13 protein-coding genes are annotated in these 23,111 nt (G+C 57.5%); 7 read left to right on the top strand and 6 right to left on the bottom strand.

Translation table 11 applies throughout. The features are described from left to right. Window positions 1–3 precede the first annotated feature (3 nt). The 7 genes from gmtZ (at window position 4) to BLT89_RS13930 (ending at window position 13,762) form a co-directional block, all read left to right on the top strand. Complete coding sequence (gene gmtZ / locus BLT89_RS13960) at window positions 4–4,059, top strand: gamma-mobile-trio integrase GmtZ (protein WP_090199061.1); 4,056 nt, start codon at window positions 4–6, stop codon at window positions 4,057–4,059. Then, window positions 4,052–4,690, top strand: coding sequence for a gamma-mobile-trio protein GmtX (gmtX, locus tag BLT89_RS13955; protein WP_090196609.1), 639 nt, complete (start codon window positions 4,052–4,054; stop codon window positions 4,688–4,690). Before gmtZ ends, gmtX begins: the two co-directional genes overlap by 8 nt. A 2-nt stretch (window positions 4,691–4,692) precedes the next feature. Then, a complete protein-coding gene (locus BLT89_RS13950; RefSeq protein WP_090196606.1) occupies window positions 4,693–5,130 on the top strand; it encodes a VPA1267 family protein in 438 nt (145 codons plus the stop codon). Next, window positions 5,127–7,388 (top strand): ATP-dependent DNA helicase, encoded by a 2,262-nt coding sequence (locus BLT89_RS13945; RefSeq protein ID WP_090196605.1) that lies wholly within the window; start codon window positions 5,127–5,129, stop codon window positions 7,386–7,388. Before BLT89_RS13950 ends, BLT89_RS13945 begins: the two co-directional genes overlap by 4 nt. 284 nt (window positions 7,389–7,672) lie before the next feature. Continuing rightward, window positions 7,673–10,450 (top strand): class I SAM-dependent DNA methyltransferase, encoded by a 2,778-nt coding sequence (locus BLT89_RS13940; RefSeq protein WP_090196602.1) that lies wholly within the window; start codon window positions 7,673–7,675, stop codon window positions 10,448–10,450. Then, the gene (locus BLT89_RS13935) at window positions 10,447–12,567 is read left to right on the top strand and encodes a DEAD/DEAH box helicase (protein ID WP_090196600.1); all 2,121 of its coding nucleotides are present in this window, start codon (window positions 10,447–10,449) and stop codon (window positions 12,565–12,567) included. Before BLT89_RS13940 ends, BLT89_RS13935 begins: the two co-directional genes overlap by 4 nt. Continuing rightward, window positions 12,560–13,762 (top strand): GIY-YIG nuclease family protein, encoded by a 1,203-nt coding sequence (locus BLT89_RS13930; protein ID WP_090196597.1) that lies wholly within the window; start codon window positions 12,560–12,562, stop codon window positions 13,760–13,762. Before BLT89_RS13935 ends, BLT89_RS13930 begins: the two co-directional genes overlap by 8 nt. Before the next feature lie 153 nt (window positions 13,763–13,915). Here the strand turns inward: BLT89_RS13930 and BLT89_RS13925 are convergent, their stop codons facing one another. The 6 genes from BLT89_RS13925 to BLT89_RS13900 all read right to left on the bottom strand — a co-directional run bounded on the left by BLT89_RS13925 (window position 13,916) and on the right by BLT89_RS13900 (window position 23,105). Next, entirely contained in the window at window positions 13,916–14,158 is a 243-nt protein-coding gene (locus BLT89_RS13925) for a heavy-metal-associated domain-containing protein (RefSeq protein WP_090199059.1), read from the bottom strand. 158 nt (window positions 14,159–14,316) lie between these two features. Next, window positions 14,317–17,445, bottom strand: coding sequence for an efflux RND transporter permease subunit (locus tag BLT89_RS13920; protein ID WP_090196594.1), 3,129 nt, complete (start codon window positions 17,443–17,445; stop codon window positions 14,317–14,319). Continuing rightward, window positions 17,442–18,926, bottom strand: coding sequence for an efflux RND transporter periplasmic adaptor subunit (locus BLT89_RS13915; protein ID WP_090196591.1), 1,485 nt, complete (start codon window positions 18,924–18,926; stop codon window positions 17,442–17,444). The genes BLT89_RS13920 and BLT89_RS13915 overlap by 4 nt, the downstream gene beginning before the upstream one ends. Next, window positions 18,923–20,185: a TolC family protein gene (locus BLT89_RS13910; RefSeq protein WP_090199056.1), complete on the bottom strand. Its 1,263-nt coding sequence runs from the start codon at window positions 20,183–20,185 to the stop codon at window positions 18,923–18,925. The genes BLT89_RS13915 and BLT89_RS13910 overlap by 4 nt, the downstream gene beginning before the upstream one ends. A 123-nt stretch (window positions 20,186–20,308) precedes the next feature. Next, window positions 20,309–20,563, bottom strand: a complete 255-nt coding sequence (locus BLT89_RS13905) for a DUF5676 family membrane protein (protein ID WP_090199053.1) — start codon at window positions 20,561–20,563, stop codon at window positions 20,309–20,311. A gap of 265 nt (window positions 20,564–20,828) precedes the next feature. Next, a complete protein-coding gene (locus BLT89_RS13900; protein WP_408003076.1) occupies window positions 20,829–23,105 on the bottom strand; it encodes a heavy metal translocating P-type ATPase in 2,277 nt (758 codons plus the stop codon). Between the last annotated feature and the right edge of the window lie 6 nt (window positions 23,106–23,111).

Here is a 23,111-nt window from a genome sequence, read left to right as displayed (position 1 = left end):
CCGATGCCAGCCAAGAAAAATTTTTATAACTACTCCGGGGCAAAGGCGGCAGCCCAGGCGCTCGGCATCAAGAGTCAGTTCGACTACAAAAAGCGCTACCGCGAAGCCCCGCGGCTGCCGTCCGGCCCCGATAAGGTCTATGCCAGCGCCGGCTGGATAGACTGGTACGACTTCTTCGGCAAGAAGCGGCCCGACATCTACCCGGCCTACGCCGAGGCTCAGGCGGCAGCCCAAGCGCTGGGCATCAGGAATGTGTCCGACTACACAAAGCGCTACCGCGAAGACCCGCGGCTGCCTGCCTGCCCGAATGAGGTCTATGTCGATGCCGGCTGGATAGACTGGTACGACTTCCACGGCAAGGAACGGTCCGACTTCTACCCGACCTACGCCGAGGCCCAGACGGCAGCACAGGCGCTGGGCATCAAGCGTCAGCCCGACTACATGAGTCGTTACCGCGAAGACCCGCAACTGCCTGCCCGCCCGGGTGATGTCTATGCCGACGCCGGCTGGATAGACTGGTACGACTTCCTCGGCAATAAACGGCCCGACTTCTACCCGACCTACACCGAGGCCCAGGCGGCAGTCCAGGCGCTGGGCATCAAGCGTCAGCCCGACTACATAAGGCGCTACCGCGAAGACCCGCGACTGCCGTCTAGGCCCGATAAGATCTATGCCGACGCCGGATGGATCGACTGGTACGGTTTCCTCGGCTATGAACGGCCCAACTTCTACCCGACCTACGCCGAGGCCCAGACGGCAGCCCAGGCGCTGGGCATCAAGCGTCAGCCCGACTACATAAGGCGCTACCGCGAAGACCCGCGACTTCCTGCCTGCCCGAATGAGGTCTATGCCAGCGCCGGCTGGATGGACTGGTACGGTTTCCTCGGCTATGAACGGCCCAACTTCTACCCGACCTACGCCGAGGCCCAGACGGCTGCCCAGGCGCTGGGCATCAAGCGTAAGCCCGAGTACATAAGGCGCTACCGCGAAGACCCGCGACTGCCGTACGACCCTGGTGAGCTCTATGCCGACGTCGGCTGGATGGACTGGTACGACTTCCTCGGCAATGAACGGCCCGACTTCTACCCGACCTACGCCGAGGCCCAGACGGCAGCCCAGGCGCTGGGCATCAAGCGTAAGCCCGACTACATAAGGCGTTACCGCGAAGACCCGCGGCTGCCGTCTAGTCCCGATAAGATCTATGCCGACGCCGGCTGGATCGACTGGTACGGCTTCCTCGGCAATGAACGGCCCGACTTCTACCCGACCTACGCCGAGGCCCAGACGGCAGCACAGGCGCTGGGCATCAAGCGTCAGCCCGACTACATGAGTCGTTACCGCGAAGACCCGCAACTGCCTGCCCGCCCGGGTGATGTCTATGCCGACGCCGGCTGGATCGACTGGTACGGCTTCCTCGGCAATGAACGGCCCGACTTCTACCCGACCTACGCCGAGGCACAGGCGGCAGCCCAGGCGCTGGGCATCAAGCGTCAGCTCGACTACTTAAGGCGCTACCGCGAAGACCCGCGGCTGCCGGCTACCCCCAACGAGGTCTATGCCGACGCCGGCTGGCTGGACTGGTACGACTTCTTTGGCAATGAAAACCCTAGCGCTGCTCTAGCGGACTACCCGCACATGTGGGCAAATGTTGAGCAGTGGTTGAAGAACCAAATAAACATCGCCGGAAAGAAAGCCGCGGTGAGGGCTTTTTTGAGTGGTTTCTATCAGATACAGGAATTGCCAGATGAGCCGGTACACCTGCTGCTGCGAGCCAATCCATTCCCCACTGAGGCCTATCAGCAGTTCATTGAAGCGCAGGCCGAGTCCCTGAGAAGGCCCTATCACAGTGCTATCGCGGCCTTTTTCGGCTGGCTTTTGGATGAACACTGCACCGATGCCGACATGGACGAGCGCATTGTGCTGGCTGATTTCCGGAATCCCTTTCAAACGGTGCTGGCCGGCTTTGCAGATAGCTTGCAGGCCTATCGGCCCAACCAGTCCACCAAGCCGCCGCTTGGTTATGAATACATCCTCCGGGCGCGCAATTTCCTGGTGCCGAACGGCGAACAGGTATTGCAGACAAGGCCCAGTCTGACGGATTTGCCGCACCTACAAGACTTCTTTGCGACCCGCGCCGACTGGATTTATGTGGACGAAACGCTGATCGACCGCGACGATCCGAACTGCATCTGGCGCGAGGTTAAGGCTGACCGCAAGATGAAAGACAAGCGCGAAGTGGTAAATAGCTATCAGATTTGGTCGCCTGTTCGCTTTGTGGCGCTCTACACGTTGCTGCGTTTTCCGCTGCGCGGCCAACAGATTCTCTGGCTGGACAGCGGCGAGGCGGATAACGAGATAGCCGTTCTCAATGCTGAGCATGGCGGTATTCGCTGGGAGAAGAATACCGGCCCTCTGGCTGGGAAAGGGAGTAAGAAGCGTCGCCCGCAGGCTGCGGTCCAGCGCGGCGACAAGGACGCGGCAAAGCTATATGTGACTACCAACAAGACCGGACGCCAGGAAGGCGGTTATGAAGTTCCGTGGATTCCTGATGATCTGCTCTATTGGTTCCTCTTGCTGCGCGATTGGCAAGCCAAGTACAACCCGCTGAAAGAGCCTACGCGCTGGTCTGACATCAAACTTCGCGCCGAAACCAATGAGAAGATTTTGCAGGCGCGTGGCACCCAATGCTTTTTGTTCCGCACGGACGCCTCGGGTCAGCCGGCTTTCACCACAACGGCTTTCACTCACACCTTGCCGGCATTGCTCTACGCGATTCAGCGCCCTGGCGAAAACCTTGCCAGCGAATACCCCAAATTCAAAGTGAGCAATCAGCGCTATATCAGCCCCTACACACCGCACAGCCTACGTGTCAGTCTGATTACGGCGTTCATCGCAGACGGCGAAGCGCCTATTCATCTGATCTCCAAGCTTGTTGGTCATGCCTCGCTGGTGATGACGATCTACTACATCAGGCTGAACAACGATCAGATGCGCCGCACCATGGGCGAGACTGAGAAGCGCGCCGCACAGATCTCAACTCAGCGTCATGCCGAAGAGGTAAGGACGCGGGGATTACAGCCGCTTCGACATCAACTGATCGCAACGGACGGAAATCGCTCGTTGCTCGAATCTGACGTACCAAACTCGGCCTGCGTGGTATTCGATTACGGCATCTGCCCCATGTCAGCTGCCGCATGCAATATTGGCGGCGAGGTTGTGGTTGAGAGAAAGGCTGAAACTATCTATGCGCCTGTTGAGGCAGGCTATCTAGGCCAGAAGAATTGCCCGCGCTGTCGATTCTTTGTCACTGGGGTTCCGTTCCTCGGCGGGCTGGTGGCGCTGGCCAACGAACTCGCATTGGAGGTTCACACTGAAAGCGCACCTTTTCAAAGGTACACGAAAGAGGTCGAGCTTTTGGAACAGGCATTCTACGACGCTTGTCAGGCGGATCAGCTAGATACCCAGCGTGAGCAGTCAAAGCTTAAGCAGGCGAGAGCCATTCAAGAGAAGTGCGCTGCGAAGCTAGATGGACTACTGAATGATTATGTAGCAGTCAATCACTACGTTCAGGGCTGTCTGAAACTTATCAAGGAAGGCGAGCAGACCGGCGAAGGCGAGAATGGCGTCAGACTGATCGCCGCTGGCGATCTTGCCGAGGTCGGCGTCGTCTTTGAGGAATCAAACACGAACTACCATTTGCTGGCCGAAGTCTGCCAGAACGCGACCATTTACAAATCGACTAACCCCTCGCGTGCTGTGCCATTGATCGCTCAGGCCATCGACCGTATGGCCGAAAACAACGGTTTGGCACCGGCCATGTTTAGGCTCGACGACGAAGATATGCTGGTAGTTGTAAATGAGTTGAACCGGTTCCTTCTTCATCGTCTCGGTTCATGGCAAAAGATCGACGACCTGTTCTCGGGCGACCTGATGCTGCTTGATCTTGATACCCACGAGCCGGAGATGACACGTATTTCGACCGAGATTAAACAGATTCTCTGCAATCCCAAACGCGCACGCCAGTTGGCCCGCGATCAAGAGGCTTGTGTTGATGAATGACCAACTTGTTTCTCCGCAGGAAACCTACGAGCGGTTGTTGAGCGAGGCCAGCGATAGCCGCCGCAAGCGCAGCCTGGAAGCCATCAACGAAGCGTGCCGGCTGTTACATGAGCGGCAGTCCTCCGACTTCTCCTACAAAACCATCATCACCCTTGGCAACGACCGAGGTCTGCCGGTTCCCGGTGAGAAGTCCATCGTCAATGCGACCGGCGAGCATTACCGTGAATTGATCCAGGCGTGGAAGCTGGCTTCGCTTCCAGCCAAGGGCAGTCAAACAAAAGCTGATCCCAATAATTGGATCGAACACATCGAAGACCCAGTGCTGCGCATGAGCGTTAGCCTGCTCGCAAATGAGTTGCGGTCGCTCAAGGCTAAGGAGGCACGTAAGGCCAGGCACAGTGGCGCACCGATCATCATTGGAAGCGCGATGGGGCAAGCTGTTTCGACACAGCCGCGCTTCAATGATGCGGAGTTGTCTGCGCTAAAAGCGGCCATCGATCCGACAACGCTGAGCCTTGTGGGGCTGTCGATTGGGAGCAGGGGCGAAGTGGAGGATGCCAAAGGCAGGAAGATTCACAAGCCCGGCTTCCGCGACGCTATTGAGAAAGTGCTGTCTGTGCAGGTGAAGTGAACATGGTCAGCGGACAACAAAAAGCCGAACAAAACTTGGCCACATTTATCGCTTGGTTTGTATCGAAGTCTGACGATGACTTTCGTGAGTATGCCCATCGGGGCAGGCTCAATCGCAAAGAAATTGCCGCTGAATGCGGTTTTGGCAAAAGCGCACTGGGACAGAACCCATCAATCAAAAAAGCGCTAGAAGAGCTTGAGGATCGACTAAGAGGCACTGGCGTACTGCTTCCCCCGGTTGCCGCCGCTCAACCGCTCCAAGAAGAACCACCGATGCGCGACAGGGAAGCCAAGCAGCGCCGCAATGACGGCAAGCGGCTTAACGCTCTGGAGCAGGAGAACGCAGCCCTGAGTGCTGAGTTGGCGGAAGCTAAGAGCATGCTTAAGCAGTACAACCTGCTGTCCTCGTTCATGCAAGAAACCGGGCGACTTCCACGATGAATGCGCCGATCCCGAATCTGATCAGCACGACTGTTCGCTTGACCCGAATGCGGGTCAAAAATCGACACGGATGCATCGCCTTCGGCCATCGGATTGACCTGGTGACTGGCCTCAATGATCGAGCAAGCGCCTTGGTTGTCAGCGTGTCAGCCGCGATCGTGGAGCCGGCGAACATCACTATAGGCGGCATTTACGAGATATATGGCGAAGCTTGCAACATTCAGCGAACCCACGGCTCATACACAGTGCTCGAAACCCAGATCGAGGCTCAGGACGTTAGATTGGTTCGCCCCTCTGGTAGCCAGTTAATTCAATGGCTAGCCGACCATGCAGCGGGTATTCGTGAGGTCAAGGCAACCAAACTTTGGGATACCTTGGGCGAGCGGCTTTACGACGCGCTAGACAATCAGGATCACGACGCCATTGCGCCAGTGATTGTGTCTAAGCATGTGCGTGATGGACTGTTCGAAAAGTGGGCCGAGAATGGCGATGCAAAGACCCTGCGCTTTGTGCAGGAGCGCGATATTCCCCTCGATCTCGCCCGCAAGGTCATTAGGTTCCACAAAAAGAACACCATCATCGCCCTGACCGAAGATCCCTACCGGCTGTTGTCATTCGAGGGCAGCTGGGAGCGCGTGGATGGCATCGCCCGAGACAAGTTCAGTGTTGCCCTAGACGACTCTCGACGGCTGGCTGCTGCGCTTGAAGAGGCCCTGTATCGGGTATCGGAGAAAGGCCATACCTGTGCCACTCTGGACGACCTTAAAGATACGTTTTTCCGCTTGGTCCGGCCGTTTTCTGCCCCCTTGAAGGCTATGTCTAAGGCCCTGATTCAGGGCAAAGCTTCTGGCCAGTTTATCTGCCGCGAAACCGAAACCGGCGAGATCATGCTGCACGCCCCCGGCACCTATATCATGGAGCGCCAGTGCGCAGAGTTCATCCGCACATTGCTGAACAACCCTGACACCCAACAGCAACTGTTCCCGACTGACATAGACTCCCTGATTGGCGACTTTGAGCGCGAGGAACGACTGCATCTTAATATCCCTGCCTTTGCACTGAACGAGGCACAGAAGACAGCAGTCAAGACTTCGCTAGAAAACCGCTTCAGCATCATTACGGGCGGGGCTGGTGTCGGTAAAACGACGGTGCTGAAGGCGCTCTATCGGGCGCTGGACACCCTTGGACGCCCTCGCTTTCAAATGGCCCTGTCGGGTCGCGCAACAGCACGCATGATGGAGGCTACCCAAGAGTCTGCCACCACCATCGCCGGTTTCCTGCGCAATGTCAGTAACGAGGAAATGGGGCCTGCGCCGATCATCGTCATTGACGAGGCCTCTATGCTCGATCTGGTGACCTTCCACCGGCTGGTCTGCAAGCTGCCATCGGGCACTCACCTGATCCTGGTAGGCGATCCTTACCAACTACCTCCGATTGGTGCGGGCCTTATCCTGCATGTGCTATGCGACCTACCGGGAATGCCTTCCACCCAGCTCATGGAGGTTAAGCGGCAGGCCAAGGAGTCGGCTATTCCGGCAGCCGCCAAGGCAATCCGCGAGGGCCAGTGGCCAGCATTTTCAGAGGATGCAGCGGGCGAGGTCGTATTCATCCCATGTGCCGATGACCAGATCATCACGACCGTTCTCAAACTTTACGAGCAGGATCGAGACAGCACGCAAATCCTCGGCGCTACCCGTTCCTGCCAATTTGCTGGGGTGGAGACACTGAACCGCGTCTGCCATGTGCGCTACGCGGGCCAAGGAAGGCATCTGGTGGCCACTAACCCCGAGACGGGCGAGGTTGAAGCGACGGGCTTCTGTGAGGGCGATCTGCTGCTCTTCACAGCCAACAAGTGGGAAAGGAACCTGCAAAACGGTTGTTTGGGCAAGCTCATGGAGGTCTTCGAACAACCCATAAAGGTCAATTTGGTCGATGACGAAAACCCTGACATCCGAATTGCGCTGGGAAAGGCTATTTACGAGGGCGTAGAACACTACGTTCTCGACAGCGATATTGATGTGATGCAACACGCTTACGCCATCACCGTTCACAAGAGCCAGGGCAGTCAGTTCAGGCGGGTTATCGTGCCGGTGCGAAAGTCGCGAGTGCTGGATCGCACCTTCATCTACACCGCTGTTACTCGGGCACAGGTACAGGTGATCTTGGTTGGTAATGAGGAGGCGGTGAAGAAAGCCGTTGCGCTTCCGCCGAAGGCGTTTGGTCGGCAGGTAGCGTTACGCTCAATGCTTATTGCGTGATTTATTGACCACTTATTTGCATTCGTATTGAGTAGTTGAGACATGCAGAGAGGTGTCAGAAGCCCGGACTATCCCCCAAAACGCTAGGGGCGACTCACTCAGCCAGCCTCAAATGGCAAAACCCTTACCGTGCGGGTGAATAGCGCATTGCCAAGGGCTCGTTGGCTCTGACTCCAAGGTATCGAAGGCAGCCCTCTACAAGACAGGGGGCTGCCCGTTACACTTCGGCCACTAAATACGCCAAATACAAAAACGATGACGCTCCCCGATAGGCAAGATGCCAAATGAATGCAGTTGAAATTGAGTCCGCCATATCAGATCTAGCACTTGAGCCTTTTGACGCGTCGGAATTTCCGTATGCCTTTCTGGCCGCCTTTGGCAATAAAGGCACTGCGCTCAAGCGGTTGCGCGCGGGCAATAACAACACCTCAGATGTGCCTGGTGGCGTGCTGCTCCGCAATAACATCCACATTGCCGTATGCGATGTGGACAATGTAGGCGAAACCCTTACGGGGTTACATGCAAGCCCAGCCACAGCAAAGGGCAAGGTAAAGTTCATTCTTGCCACTGACGGGCAGACAATTCAGATCAAAGAGTTGGCCACTTGTGATCTCGTAGCCTGCGAGTTTGAGGATCTACCCAACCACTTCGGCTTTCTGCTGCCGCTGGCTGGTATCTCCACCATCAAGGAGATCAAGGAAAACCCCATCGACGTGCGCGCCACCAGCCGCCTTAACAAGCTATACGTCGAGCTGCTGAGCGAGAACCCGGACTGGGCCAAGGCCGAGCGCCGTGCCGACATGAACCACTTCATGGCGCGGCTGGTGTTCTGTTTTTTTGCGGAAGACACGGACATTTTTCATGGCGATGGTCTGTTTACCAAGACGGTTGAGCAGTACAGCGAACGTGACGGCTCTAACAGCCATGAAGTGCTGTCGGAAATTTTCCGTGCCATGGACCTCAAACTGGCCGAGCGCCCGAGCGTCGAGCCGCGTTTGCCTGGCTGGGCCAATAAATTCCCCTATGTGAATGGCGGCCTGTTTGCAGGATCAACCGACACACCGCGTTTTACCCGCATGGCGCGCACTTACCTGTTGCACGCCGGCAACCTGAACTGGCAAAAAATCAACCCGGACATCTTCGGCAGCATGATCCAGGCCGTGGCTGATGATGAAGAGCGCGGTGCGCTGGGTATGCATTACACCAGTGTGCCCAACATCCTCAAGGTGCTGAACCCGCTGTTTCTGGATGACCTGCGCGGGCAACTGGAAGCGGCCGGCGACAACAAGGCCAAGCTACTCAATCTGCGTAAACGTATTGCGCGCATCCGCGTATTCGACCCCGCCTGCGGTTCCGGCAACTTTTTGGTGATTGCCTATAAGCAGATGCGCGAGATCGAAGCCGCGATCAATCAGCGTCGCAGCGAGGCTCACAACAAATCGGAAATCCCGCTGACCAACTTCCGAGGCATTGAGTTGCGCGATTTTCCAGCCGAAATTGCCCGCCTGGCGCTGATCATTGCCGAGTACCAATGCGACGTGCTGTATCGCGGCCAGCAGGATGCGTTAGAAGAGTTCTTGCCGCTGGATGCGCAGAACTGGATTATCTGTGGTAATGCGCTGCGGCTGGATTGGTTAAGCGTGTGTCCGCCTACCGGGACGGGCGTGAAAGTTCTCTCAGATGATTTATTCGGCACGCCACTAAATCAGAGCGAAATCGACTTCGAGAACGACGGCGGTGAGACTTATGTCTGTGGCAACCCGCCATATAAGGGCAGCAAGTGGCAAACCGACGATCAAAAAAGTGACATGGTTAGTGCGTGGCAAAAACACCCGAAGCTCGCCAAGACGACAGACTACGTAACAGGCTGGATCGCCAAATTCCTAGAGTACGTCGATAACGAGTCCAATGCTGTAGGCGCATTTGTGGCCACAAACAGCATTTGCCAAGGCCAGCAGGCGATTGACGTCTGGCCGGCCACGTTTCAACGTGGATGTGAAATTCGCTTTGCGCATACATCATTTAAATGGGCCAATCTTGCCAGCCACAACGCGGGAGTTACCGTGGTGATTGTTGGTTTAGGCAAGAGATCTTCTGTGCCGAAGAAGCTCTATCAAGATGAGTTGCTTAAACAATGCTCGGCCATCGGACCGTATTTGGTACCTGACAGTCTTGCTTACGTCCAGAAAGCGAATGCGCCCATCGGGGAGCAAGCCCCCATGTTATTTGGAAATATGCCTCGCGATGGTGGAAATCTGATTCTGGACAGTGGACTCGGTTCTCAAATGAAGTTTGACGAGTCTGTTCAACCCTTCATCAGAGGCCTTATCGGCTCGGATGAATTAATTAATGGGAGAAAACGTTATTGCCTATGGATCGAGGAAGGGCAACAGAATAAAGCCATGACGAGTGCTTTCATTGCGGAACGTCTGAGTTTGGTTGCAGAAAGTCGAGGTAAATCTGACGCTGAATCAACTAGAGGCTTTGCAGCACGGCCATATCGGTTTGTGCAAATTGCTGGATACTCCCAAGTAAGCTCGATCGTTGTGGCCAAGGTTTCTTCTGAGACGCGCGAATACTTACCTGTCGGTCTATTACCGAGTGACACAATTGTTAGCGACCTTGCGTTTGGCCTGTACGACGCCCCCCTATGGAACTTAGCCCTTATCGCCTCCCGCATCCATCTAGTCTGGATTGCCACAGTCTGCGGCAAACTGGAAACACGCTATCGCTACTCCAACACCCTCGGCTGGAACACATTTCCCGTACCGCTACTGACAGAGCAAAACAAAGCCGATCTAACCGACTGCGCCGAAGCCATCCTGCTGGCCCGCGAAGCCCATTTTCCCGCCACCATCGCCGACCTGTATGCCCCAGACAGCATGCCGGCCAACCTTCGTCACGCCCACGAGCGCAACGATGAGGTACTGGAACGTATTTATATTGGTCGTCGTTTCAAAAACGACACTGAACGGCTGGAAAAGCTGTTTGAGCTTTATACCAAGATGACGGCAGGCCAAGCCAAAGTCGCGCCCAGAACAAAAAAGGAAAAAAGCGCATGACGGAATCCTTGCGGAACCCGACCAATGCCTACACGGTCCCGTCGGTGTCCATCACCATCGCGCACACCGGGGCTTCCAGCAAAGCCAATGAGCTGGGCATGCGTACCATGCAAGAGCGCGCCTATGCCAAGCGTGGTGAGCAGTACCTGCTGATCAAATCACCGCCCGCATCGGGCAAGTCCCGCGCATTGATGTTTATCGCCTTGGATAAGCTGCATAACCAGGGCTTACAGCAGGCCATTGTCGTGGTGCCTGAGCGCTCCATTGGCGGCAGCTTCGCCGACGAGCCGCTGAGTTCGTTCGGCTTCTACTGGGACTGGCAAGTAGCCCCGCAGTGGAACCTGTGTAATGCACCAGGTATCGACGAGCCGCGTGTAGCCAAGTCCAAGGTGCAAGCCGTGCGAGCTTTCTTGGCAAGCACTGACAAGACGCTGGTCTGCACCCATGCCACCTTCCGTTTTGCTGTGGAAGAGTTGGGCATCGAAGCCTTCGACAATCGCCTGATCGCCATTGATGAGTTTCACCACGTTTCCGCTAATCCAGACAGCATTCTGGGTAGTCAGCTAAGCGCGTTAATCGAGCGCGATAAAGTGCACTTAGTGGCCATGACGGGCTCGTATTTTCGTGGCGACGGGGAGGCTGTGCTGGCCCCGGAGGAAGAATCCAAGTTTGAGACGGTAACTTACACCTACTACGAGCAACTCAATGGTTACCGCTGGCTAAAGTCGCTGGACATCGGTTATTTCTTCTACACCGGCCGCTACGTGGATGCGGTCGCCAAGGTGCTTGATCCGGCACTGAAAACCATCGTCCATATCCCCAATGTAAATGCTCGCGAAAGCCTCAAAGACAAGGAGCGCGAGGTCAACGAAATCATGGGGGCGCTTGGCGAATGGCAAGGTGTCGATACTGCAACCGGATTTCACCTCATCAAAGCCAAGGATGGTCGTACGCTGAAAGTGGCCGACCTGGTGGATGACAGCGACGCAGCAAGGCGCTCCAAGGTGCTCGGCGCCTTGAAAGACCCTGCGCAAAAGAACAACCGCGATAACGTCGATGTGATCATTGCGCTGGGCATGGCCAAGGAAGGTTTTGACTGGATCTGGTGCGAGCATGCGCTGACTATCGGCTACCGTTCGAGTCTGACTGAAATCGTGCAAATCATTGGCCGCGCCACGCGTGATGCCGAGGGTAAAGAGCGCTCCCGATTCACTAACCTGATCGCAGAGCCGGCAGCAGATCAGGCAGCGGTGGCTGAGGCCGTAAACGACATGCTCAAAGCCATCTCCGCGAGCTTGCTGATGGAGCAAGTACTGGCCCCGAGGTATGAGTTCACCCCCAAGAACACTGGCCCGAAGGACGGCTTTGATTACGGCGACGAAGGTTACAAAAACGACGGCCACAACATCGGCGTGAATAAAGATACAGGCCAGATTCATGTAGAGATAAACGGGCTTTCCACGCCAAGTAGCCCAGAAGCAACGCGCATCTGCAAGGAAGACCTTAACGAGGTCGTCACCAGCTTCCTGCAAGACAAAACCGTGGTGGAGCGCGGCCTGTTTGACAAAGAAAACACCTTGCCCGAAGAGCTGACCCAGCTGCGCATGGGCAAGATCGTACGCGAGCGCTACCCGGACTTGAGCGATAGCGATCAGGAAGCCATTCGCCAACACGCCATCGCCGCGATGAACATCACCCAGCAGGCCAAGTTGGCCTTGGGTCAGGCCGATACTAACGGTGCTGACGCCATACAAGGCAGCACGGCGCTGCTGGATGGCGTACGCAAGTTCATCAACGTGCGCGACCTGGATATTGATCTGATCGACCGCATCAATCCCTTCGATGCCGCCTATGCCGTGCTGGCGAAAGCGATGGATGAGAAATCCCTGCGCCAAGTGCAAGCCAGCATAGCTGCCAAGAAGGTGAGTATTCCTGAAGACGAAGCCCGAGAGCTGGCAAGGCGTGCTCTTCAGTTCAAGAATGAGCGGGGTCGCCTGCCGGACATCAACTCCGCCGACGCCTGGGAAAAGCGTATGGCTGAAGGTGTAGCCGCATTGGCACGCTACCGCGCCCAAGCTAAGGCAAAAGCGGCGTCGGGAGAGTCTGCCAATGGCTGACATGAATGATGATGACTTGCTGGATGCGCTAGGGGTCGAAGTACCTTTACTCAAGACAGCCAATCGAACCCCGCGCGAAGAACGCATCATCGCCGGTTTCGAGGACATTCTGCGATTTCACCAAGCACACGGCCGCGCCCCTCTGCATGGTGAGAGCCGCGACATCTTCGAGCGCTTGTACGCCGTGCGCCTGGATCAACTTCGCAAGTTGCCCGAGGCGCAAACCCTGCTCGCTGAGTTGGATAGCCCAGGTTTGCTGTCAGGGGCCGCGGTCGCCACAGTAAATGTGGATGACCTGGACGAAGACGCTTTGCTGGCGGAGCTAGGTATCGGCAGTGAATCCGCCGACCAGGACGACATCACCGTACTACGGCATGTGCGATCCCATGCGGCGATAAAGGCGGCGGAAGAAATTGCCGCCCGAGCCCCATGTAAAGACTTTGAGAGGTTTAAGCCACTGTTTGATGAGGTGGGCACGGGCCTCAAGCAAAAATCGTGGATAACCAAACCCTTTGGCAAGAACGCTAGCATCGAGGTTGGGGATTTTTTCGTCCTGAGCGGACTGATCGCTTATGTCGCCGAGATAGGCGACACCTACAAGACACCAAATGCGGAGATGAATGGACGTTTGCGCGTCATTTACTCCAATGAGACGGAAAGCGATCTGTTACTGCGATCTTTGCAGCGGGCGCTCTACAAAGACAGCGAGGGGCGTGCCGGGTCTCGCCTCATCAAGGTCGATGCCGGCCCGATGTTCAGCGATAGTGCCGAGCCTGACGACATAGAAAGCGGCACCATCTATGTACTGCGCAGCCAGTCCAGCCACCCCTTCGTCACCGAACACCGCGAGCTGATCCACAAGATTGGCGTGACCGGCGGCAAAGTGGAAACCCGCATCGCAGGCGCAAACAAAGATGCCACTTACTTGCTGGCCGACGTGGAAGTGGTCGCCACCTACAAGCTGCACAACCTGAATCGCACCCGGCTTGAAAACATCTTCCACCGCCTGTTCGGTGCCGCACAGTTGGACCTAACCATCGAAGACCGCTTCGGCCATCCGGTTAAGCCAAGGGAGTGGTTCCTGGTGCCGCTTAATGTCATTAACGAAGCGGTTGAGCGCATTCGAGATGGCTCTATCACTGAAAAGGCTTATGACCCAAAAACTGCTCGATTGGTCGACAAAAAAGACCAATAACTGTCAGTGCGAGATGGTGTTGTGTAATGGCATCGCAGTTGATCGCCAATTTGCAAAGCCACCGACCAGTCAATTGCATGCCTGCTTGACCAGCGGATGCTGTAATGCCGACCGGCAGAGATGTGCCAAAAGCGGACGTTGGGGGTATATCAGTTAGCACTGGTCGCAGTCCTTAATATCACTAGCAGTAGACGTAGCTAGCTGCGCAGGATATCCCACACTATCAAGAGCAGTGATCAGCGGTTCGGCCTCTACTGAACCGGTGACGCGGACTCGGCCAGCAGTCAGGTCAACCTCGACGGAGGTTACGCCGGCCAGTTGATTCAAAGAGGCGTTGACGTGTTTTACACAAGAGCTACAGGTCATGCCCTGTACGTTAAGTTCGATAGTTTGCATGGTTAGTTCCTCCAGGTTATCGGCGAAATCCGGTGCAGGATTCATTCTCAACCTTAACCTTATGTCAAGGTCAAGCGTGCAGTTTCCCTCAATCAATCGACGCCTCACATTAGCGTAATGCACTTGATAGAGACGGGTATACAAGGGTGAAAACGGCGCTACTGCCTGCCCCTTTCCTGCCGTAACAACCAGAACGCCGCAGGTAAAACCAGCATCGACAGCAGTGGCGCGGTGATCATGCCGCCGACCATTGGCACAGCGATGCGCTTCATCACTTCGGAGCCTGCACCGCCTCCCCAGAGGATCGGTAGTAGGCCGGCAATAATGACCGCCACTGTCATCATCTTGGGGCGCACACGCAGCACAGCACCTTCGCGAATAGCATCGAGCAATGCCTGATTGTCGCTGCGTTCGGCAGCAAGCCGTGCCTGCCAAGCGTTCTTCAGATACAGCAACATGATCACGCCGAACTCCGCCGAGACTCCGGCTAGGGCAATAAAACCGACCCCAGTGGCGATCGACATATTGAAGCCGAACCAGTAGAGCAACCAGATGCCACCGGACAGGGCGAACGGCAAGGTCGCCAGAATCAGCAGCGCCTCACTAAAGCTGTTGAAGGTCAGAAACAGAAGCACGAAGATAATCAGCAAAGTCGCCGGCACTACCCAGACCAGCCTTGCGTTGGCCCGTTCGAGATACTCGAATTGCCCCGAGTAGGCAATGCTCATGCCGGTCACGGGCTGTACTTCGGCGCTGATGCGCTGCTGCAACTCATGCACGGTGGACGCCAGATCGCGACCGCGCACATCGACATACACCCAGCCGGACAAGCGCCCGTTCTCGCTGCGCAACATTGGAGGCCCTTCGCTGAGACTGACATCGGCCACCGCGCCAAGGGTGATCTGCTGACCGCTGGCAGTGAGGATCGGAAGCTGCCGCAGCGCTTCGGGGTTGTCGCGCCATTCGCGTGGATAACGCAGGTTGATCGGATAACGCGCCAGCCCTTCGACGGTCTGCCCGATGTTTTTTCCGCCAATCGCACCTGACACCACTGCCTGCACATCCTTGATGTTCAGGCCATAGCGTGCGGCCACCAGACGGTTGATCTTGATGTCCACATAGCTACCTCCCGACAGGCGCTCGGCCAGCGCCGAACTGACCCCAGGCACCTGTTTTGCTACGGTTTCGATTTCGCGGGTAAGCTGTTCGATAGCCTCCAGCGAAGTACCGGCAACCTTCACCCCGATCGGGCTCTTGATTCCGGTGGCCAGCATGTCGATACGGTTGCGGATCGGCGGCACCCAGATATTCGACAGCCCGGGCACCCGCACCGCCTGATCCAGTTGCTCGATTAGTTTCTCGGGCGTCATGCCAGCACGCCATTGCTCGCGCGGTTTGAACTGGATGGTGGTCTCGAACATCTCCAACGGTGCCGGATCGGTGGCCGTTTCGGCGCGACCGGCCTTGCCGAACACCCGCTCTACTTCAGGAACAGAAAGGATCATGCGATCGGTCTGCTGTAACAATTGTGCGGCCTTGCTGGCCGAAAGGCCGGGCAACGCAGTGGGCATATAAAGCAAGTCGCCTTCATCCATCATCGGCAAAAACTCGCCACCCAGCTGGCTCAGTGGCCAGAGGCTGGAGACAAACACCAGCAGCGCTGCCAACAGGGTAGCTTTGGGCCAGGCCAGCACTGCTTCGAGGATCGGCCTATACGCCGCGATCAGACCGCGATTCAGCGGATTCTGTTGTTCATTGGGGATACGCCCACGAATCCAGAACCCCATCAATACCGGCACCAGAGTCACCGACAGTCCGGCAGCAGCGGCCATGGCGTAGGTTTTGGTGAATGCCAGCGGGCCAAACAGCCGGCCCTCTTGGGCTTCCAAAGTAAACACCGGCAGGAAAGACAGAGTGATGATCAGCAAACTGAAGAACAGTGCCGGGCCAACCTCGGCCGCTGCCTCGCCGATTACCTGCCAACGTGTTTCACCCTGCAACGTCTCCTCCGGGTGCTTGGCGTGCCAGGCTTCGAGATGCTTGTGCGCGTTCTCGATCATCACCACCGCTGCATCGACCATGGCGCCGATGGCGATGGCGATGCCGCCCAGCGACATGATGTTGGCGTTCACCCCCTGCAGATGCATGACGATGAACGCTGCCAGAATGCCCACCGGCAAGGTGATAATCGCTACCAGCGAAGAGCGCAGGTGCCAGAGAAAAATCAGACAGACCAGCGCCACCACCAGAAACTCTTCCAGCAGCTTGTAGCTGAGGTTGGCGATGGCACGGTCGATCAGCTGTGAGCGGTCGTAGGTGGTCACCAGCTCGACGCCATCGGGCAAACTCGCCTGCAATACCGCCAGCTTGTCCTTGACCGCCTGAATGGTGTCGCGCGCATTGCTGCCCGAACGCATGATCACCACGCCACCGACGACTTCGCCCTGACCATCCAGTTCGGCAATTCCGCGACGCATTTCCGGGCCCAGCTGGATGTTCGCCACCTGTCCGAGCAGCACCGGAATACCGCTCTGCGAGGCGCGTAGCGGCACATTTCGGAAGTCCTCCAGGCTCTGCAGGTAGCCGCTGGCACGTACCATGAACTCGCGCTCGGCCAGCTCCAGCACTGCACCTCCGGTTTCCTGATTGGCATCCTGCAAGGCCTGTTCGACCTCCTGCAGGGTCACCCCGTAGGCAATCAACTTCTGCGGATCAAGCACTACCTGATACTGCTTGACCATGCCGCCGAGGGTGGCCACCTCGGCCACATTCGGCACGCTTTTCAGTTCGTATTTGAGGAACCAGTCCTGTAGCGAGCGCAGTTGCGCAAGATCATGCTGACCGCTGCGATCGACCAGTGCGTATTGGTAGATCCAGCCGACGCCGCTGGCATCAGGTCCGAGGCTGGTGGTCACGCCTGGCGGCAATTGGCCCTGGGCCTGATTGAGGTACTCCAGCACCCGTGAGCGTGCCCAGTACTGATCAGTGCCGTCCTCGAACAACACGTAAACAAACGAGTCACCAAAGAACGAATAGCCGCGCACGGTCTTCGCCCCCGGCACCGAGAGCATGCTGGTCGCCAGCGGGTAGGTCACCTGGTTCTCGACAATCTGTGGTGCCTGGCCGGGGAAGCTGGTGCGCAGGATGACCTGGGTATCGGACAGGTCGGGCAACGCATCCAGTGGCGTGTTGCGTACTGACCAGATGCCCCAGGCCACAATGAACAGGGTCGCAAGCAATACCAGCAGGCGGTTGCCGATCGACCAGCGAATAAGCCTCGCGATCATGGCGTTTCCTCCTGCTGCTTCGCCTGCCTGGTCAGCTGCTCGACCACCAGTCCCGCTGGGCTCTGGCTGACGGCAATCTGCACCCGATCACCGACCTGCAAACCGGCAGCCACTTCAGGGCTAGCCAACGTAAACGGCATGGTCATTCCCATCATGTTCAGGCTGTCGAAGGAGCCGTGCTCCAGCGTAACCTGCTTCGCGTCCAGCGCACGGATGATGCCTTGTGCCCTGTGCAGTTCTAATGCCGGCGCCTCTGACTGAACATCGGAGGTCTGTGCGAGCAAGCCCTGCAGGCTGGCCTCGGAGTCGATCAGAAATTGCCCCGAGGTGACCACGGACTGACCTTCCTGCAAGCCGGTCAGTACCTGCACACGGCCATCGGCTTCACGGCCAATAGTGATCTCCTGTGGACGGAAACGCCCTTCGCCTTCGGCCAGCATGACCAGCGTGCGCTTGCCGCTGCGAATCAGCGCCTCGCTGGGCAGTAGCAACACCGTTTCCTCTCCCGCACTGTTGAGCCGAACTGCGGCAAACATGCCCGGGCGCAGCTTGCCGTCCGGGTTGGGTAGCTCGCTACGTACCGTCAGCGTGCGGGTCTGCAGGTCAGCGCTGGGTAACAGCGCGATGACCTTGCCATGCAGGGTTTGTCCTGGAAAGGCCGCCAACGTGGCACTGATCGGCGCCCCTACTTCAACCAAGCCGGCCTGCGCTTCGGGAATCGCGGTATCCAGCCATACACTGGCCAGCCCGTTGACCTGCGCCAAATCCTGGCCTGCCGAGACCGCCATGCCCACGCGCACTTCCAGCGACTGCAACTCGCCAGCCAGCGGCGTAACGATGGTCTGCAACGGCTCGGGTTGTCGATGACCCTCTACCCGCGTAATCAGAGCCTGGGACATGCCTAGCAGGCGAAGGCGCTCACGTGTAGCTGCAATCAGGCGGCTATCGCCACTCTGCAATACGGCGATGAACTCCAGCTGGGCGGCGGACCATTCGGGAATCAGCAGATCGGCCAGTGGCGTGCCGGCCGCCAGCACATCACCCGGTGCACGGCCATACACGCGCTCGACGAAACCGGCTGCGCGCGCCTGCAGGGTGGCAACTTCGCGCTGGTTGTAAGCCAGCGAGCCAACCGCCTCGATACCCGTAGGCAGCACCCCGCGCTGTACCAGCACAGTGCGCATACCCAGGTTCTGCACCGCTTGTGCCGACACGCTGAGAACATCGGCCTCCGGCAGACTGCCGGCATATTTGGGTACCAGCTGCATGTCCATAAAGGGCGATTTACCGGGCTGATCGAAATGCTGATCCGGTTTCATCGGGTCATACCAGTAAAGCACCGTGCGTTCGTCGCTTTGCGCTGAGGCATGGGGCATTTGCACATGACTGGCGCTCTGCTGGCCAAACCAATAACCCGCAGCGCCACTACCTGCTGCTAGCATCAGGCCCAACAGCGAATACAGAAAAATAGGGCGACTCATTGCAGGCTCTCCACATAGGCGTAATACAGATTGGCAGATAGCTCGCTGACCTGGCGTTTGAGCTCGATCTCGCGCAGCTGCGCCTCGATCAGCGCGGTGCGGCTGTTGATTACTGTGCTCAGCTGGCGGTTGCCCGCCTTGTAGGCCGCCAGTTCCAGTTCGGCGCGCTGGCTGGCCAGCGGTATAAGAGATTTTTCCGTGCGAGTCAGTGCCTTGTGCAGTTGTTCCAGCTCGGCCAGACCGCTTTCCAGCTCAGCCGCATGTTCGCGCAGCAAGACCTCCTGCTCGGCCTCCAGTTGCGCCACGCTCTGTTGCCGGGCCTTGATCGTCGGTCCCTGACGGCTGCCAACGAACATCGGCAGATCAAAGGTGAATTGCAATGAGACCATGTCACCAAACTGCGGGGCACGGTTGCTATAGACAAAGCCGACGCCCCAATCTGGGGTCTTCTCAGCGATCGCCTCGGCCAGCGCCGCGTTGGCTTCACCGACACGGGCATTCGCTGCGTTCAACTCAGGATGCTCGTGCAGTCGTTGATGCAGCTGCGGTACGCTTAGTTGAAATACCGGCGGATTGCCCACCAGTGGTTCAGTTGCCGCCGCACCAATCCAGCGGCGCAATGCGGCACGAGCCACAGCGACATCGCGCTGTAGCTGATCACGGCGATCCTCCAGCGTAAGCGCCAGCTCATCGGCTTGCAGCAATTCAGTGGGGGACGCAGAGCCGCCAGCGATCAGCGATTGCACCGTCGCACGCAGCAGGCTGATCTGCAAATCCAACTGATCAAACAAGGCCACGCTGTGCTCGGCATAGTAGACATTCAGCCAGTTGAGTGCGGTCTGCCGCCGGGTCTGCAATAGCATCTCCCGCTGCTCTGCCTCGGCTACGCCAACCGTGGCTACGGCCAGACTGCGGCGCGCCTTGCGCTTGTCGCTGTTTGGTACTTCCTGCATCAGACCGATTCGACGCATGGTCATGAAGTCCTGATTGAGGCTGTACCGATCCGCGCCCTCAACCGGCACGTTGTCGACTCCAAGGATCAGCTGCGGATCAGGCAAGGCATCTGCCGGCTCTACTGAGAACTGAGCGGATTCAAGCTGCGCCTGACGCGCCAGATTCTCCGGTGCGTCCTGCTGCGCCAATACCTGCGCTCGGGCAAAACTGAGGGTTTCGGCCTGTGCGCCGGTAGCAAGACTCAGCCAAAGCACGGCAGCCATTACACCCTTACCAGCCCGGCGTGCAAAAAGGAAAGCAGTCATGCTTTCGCCTCCAATGCGATTAATCGAGGTAGCCGCCGGGTTTGGCAGCAAGAAAGCGCTCCATAGACAAGAGCGTATGAGACACGTGAGTTGCCCCGTAAAATCTGGGCAACCCCGGTTTTGTTAAAGAAGTTTGTTGTAGATAGTTGCCAGTAACCATCCGCTTATTCCTGCTACCACCGACCAGCCGATCAATCCGAGCAGCATGCCGCCCAGTGACATATGCCAGCCCATTTGCGACCAGTCGGTGTGCATCATGTTGCCAGTCATATTCAACATCATGGCTGGCATCAGCCACACCATCAGGCTGCAGATGATCCATAGAATTGCGAATGCGAAAGCTGCAGCATAGCCAAGCTTTATTGCACTTAATTTCATGGCGTTAACCCTCATAGTTAAACTGTTTCTGCCTGTAGAATTTTTGGATAATTGGTCACGAACTTCCAGAGCGCTGATATCGTTTGTCTGTGCTCTGGTGCTTCGTAAGGCCCATCTGATTTGAATTAAAAACAAGTTTCGAATCTGCGGATCTAGTCGTCGACAGCCATAAAACCCTACCGAATGTCTGTGTTCGGTTAGAGCCACAGGCTGGCTGTTACGACCATCCTCAACCTTGACCTTATAGAAAGGTCAAGCAGTAAATTTACGGTTCATCAATCCGCACATTGCGCAGACGCAGCGCGTTGAATACGACTGAGGCCGAGCTGACGCTCATGGCCAGCGCAGCGATAATTGGCGACAACAAGTACCCGGTGAGTGGAAAGAACAGGCCGGCAGCCAGCGGTATGCCCATGGCGTTATAGAGAAAGGCGAAGGTCAGGTTCTGGTGCATGTTTTTCACCGTGGCCTGGGACAAGCTGCGCGCACGCAGGATGCCCATCAGGTCGCCCTTGACCAGGGTGATCTGTGCACTGTTCATCGCCACGTCGGTACCGGTGCCCATGGCGATGCCGACATCGGCACGCGCCAGCGCCGGGGCGTCATTGATACCGTCACCGGCCATGGCCACACGCTTGCCGGCCTTTTGCAGATCTGCGACCAGGCGCTCCTTGTCCTGTGGCTTGACCTCGCCGTGCACCTCTTCAATACCCAGTTGCCGCGCCACAGACTTTGCCGTTGTCAGGCCGTCACCGGTTGCCATAATTACCGTGACGCCGGCAGCTTGCAGACGTTGAACGGCCAGCTTCGAGGTTTCCTTGATCGGGTCGGCCACAGCCAGTAGGCCGGCCAGAGCACCGTCTACTGCTAGATACATAATGCTAGTGCCTTCGCTGCGCAATTCTTCGGCACGCGTCTGCACAGCTTCGGTGGCTATGCCGGCCTCTTGCAACAGTGCGGTATTGCCCAGTAGCAACTGGTGGCCGTCTACCTGACCGCGCACCCCGATACCGGAAACCGTCTCAAAGTTCTGCACAACTGACAACTGCAAACCGCCAGCATTGGCCTGATCGACAATGGCGCGCCCCAGTGGGTGCTCGCTACCCTGATCAAGGCTGGCGGCCAGCTGCAGCACCTGCTGTTTTTCGAAGCCAGTCGCCGCTTCGACACTGTGAAATGCTGGTCGCCCTTCGGTCAGGGTGCCGGTCTTGTCGACGATCAGCGTATCAATCTTGCGCAGGTTCTCAATGGCTGCCGCGTCGCGAAATAGCACGCCACTGCTGGCTGCCTTGCCGGTAGACACCATCACCGACATCGGCGTGGCCAGGCCCAGCGCGCAGGGGCAGGCAATGATCAGCACCGCCACCGCATTGATAAGGCCGAACACCCAGCTCGGCTCCGGCCCCCAAAGACCCCAGCCAAGGAATGTCAGCACGGAAATACTTATCACAACCACCACAAAGTAACCGGCAATGACATCGGCAAGGCGCTGCATCGGTGCTTTTGAGCGCTGAGCCTGAGCGACCATCTGTACGATTTGCGCCAGCATGGTTTCGCCTCCGACTTTCTGCGCCTGCATGACCAGACTGCCCTGGCTGTTGATGGTGGCACCAATCAGCGCATCACCTTGACGCTTCATCACCGGTAACGGCTCGCCAGTGAGCATTGACTCGTCGACAGCACTCTCGCCCGAGACCACCACGCCATCGACCGGCACCTTCTCACCGGGGCGCACGCGCAGTTGATCATTCAGGTGCACATGGCTCAGCGGGATATCTTCTTCGCTGCCATCAGCGTTGATCCGTCGTGCGGTTTTCGGCGCCAGACCAAGCAATGATTTGATCGCCGCAGAGGTTTGCGAGCGGGCCTTGAGTTCGAGCATCTGCCCGAGCAGGGTCAGCGAGATGATCACGGCGGCGGCTTCGAAGTACACCCCGATCCGCCCTTCATGCAGAAAGGTTGCCGGGAAAGCCTGCGGGAACAAGGTCGCCACAACGCTGTACAGATAGGCCGCCGAGGTGCCCAGCCCGATCAGCGTCCACATGTTCGGGCTGCGATGCAGGAAGGACTGCACGCAGCGCACAAAGAACGGCCAGCCAGCCCAGAGCGTGACCGGTGTAGCCAGTGCCAGCTCGACCCAGTTCTGCGTGTTGCCCTGGAATATCTGCACCGCATGGCCTCCCATGGCGAGGATGGTGACGATGATCGTCAGCGGCAGCGTCCACCAGAAGCGGCGCTTGAAGTCATTGAGCTCCGGGTTCTCTTCATCCTCCAGCACCGGCATCACCGGCTCCAGGGTCATACCGCATTTCGGACAGACACCCGGAGTCGGCTGACGGATCTCCGGATGCATCGGGCAGGTGTATTCGGCAGCACCCGCCAGTGCTGCTTGTGGCCCGGAACTGCTGGCTGTATCTACAGGTTTGTCAGCCAGATAGCGCGCAGGTTCGGCGACGAATTTTGCCTGGCACTTGGCGCTACAAAAATGGAGGGTCTGGCCCGCATGCTCCTCGACAAATTTACTGTCGAGGCTGACCTTCATGCCGCA

Origin of the sequence: Pseudomonas pohangensis (assembly GCF_900105995.1) — a bacterium.
Classification (GTDB): domain Bacteria; phylum Pseudomonadota; class Gammaproteobacteria; order Pseudomonadales; family Pseudomonadaceae; genus Aquipseudomonas; species Aquipseudomonas pohangensis.
This window is presented reverse-complemented; position numbering and strand designations above follow the sequence as displayed.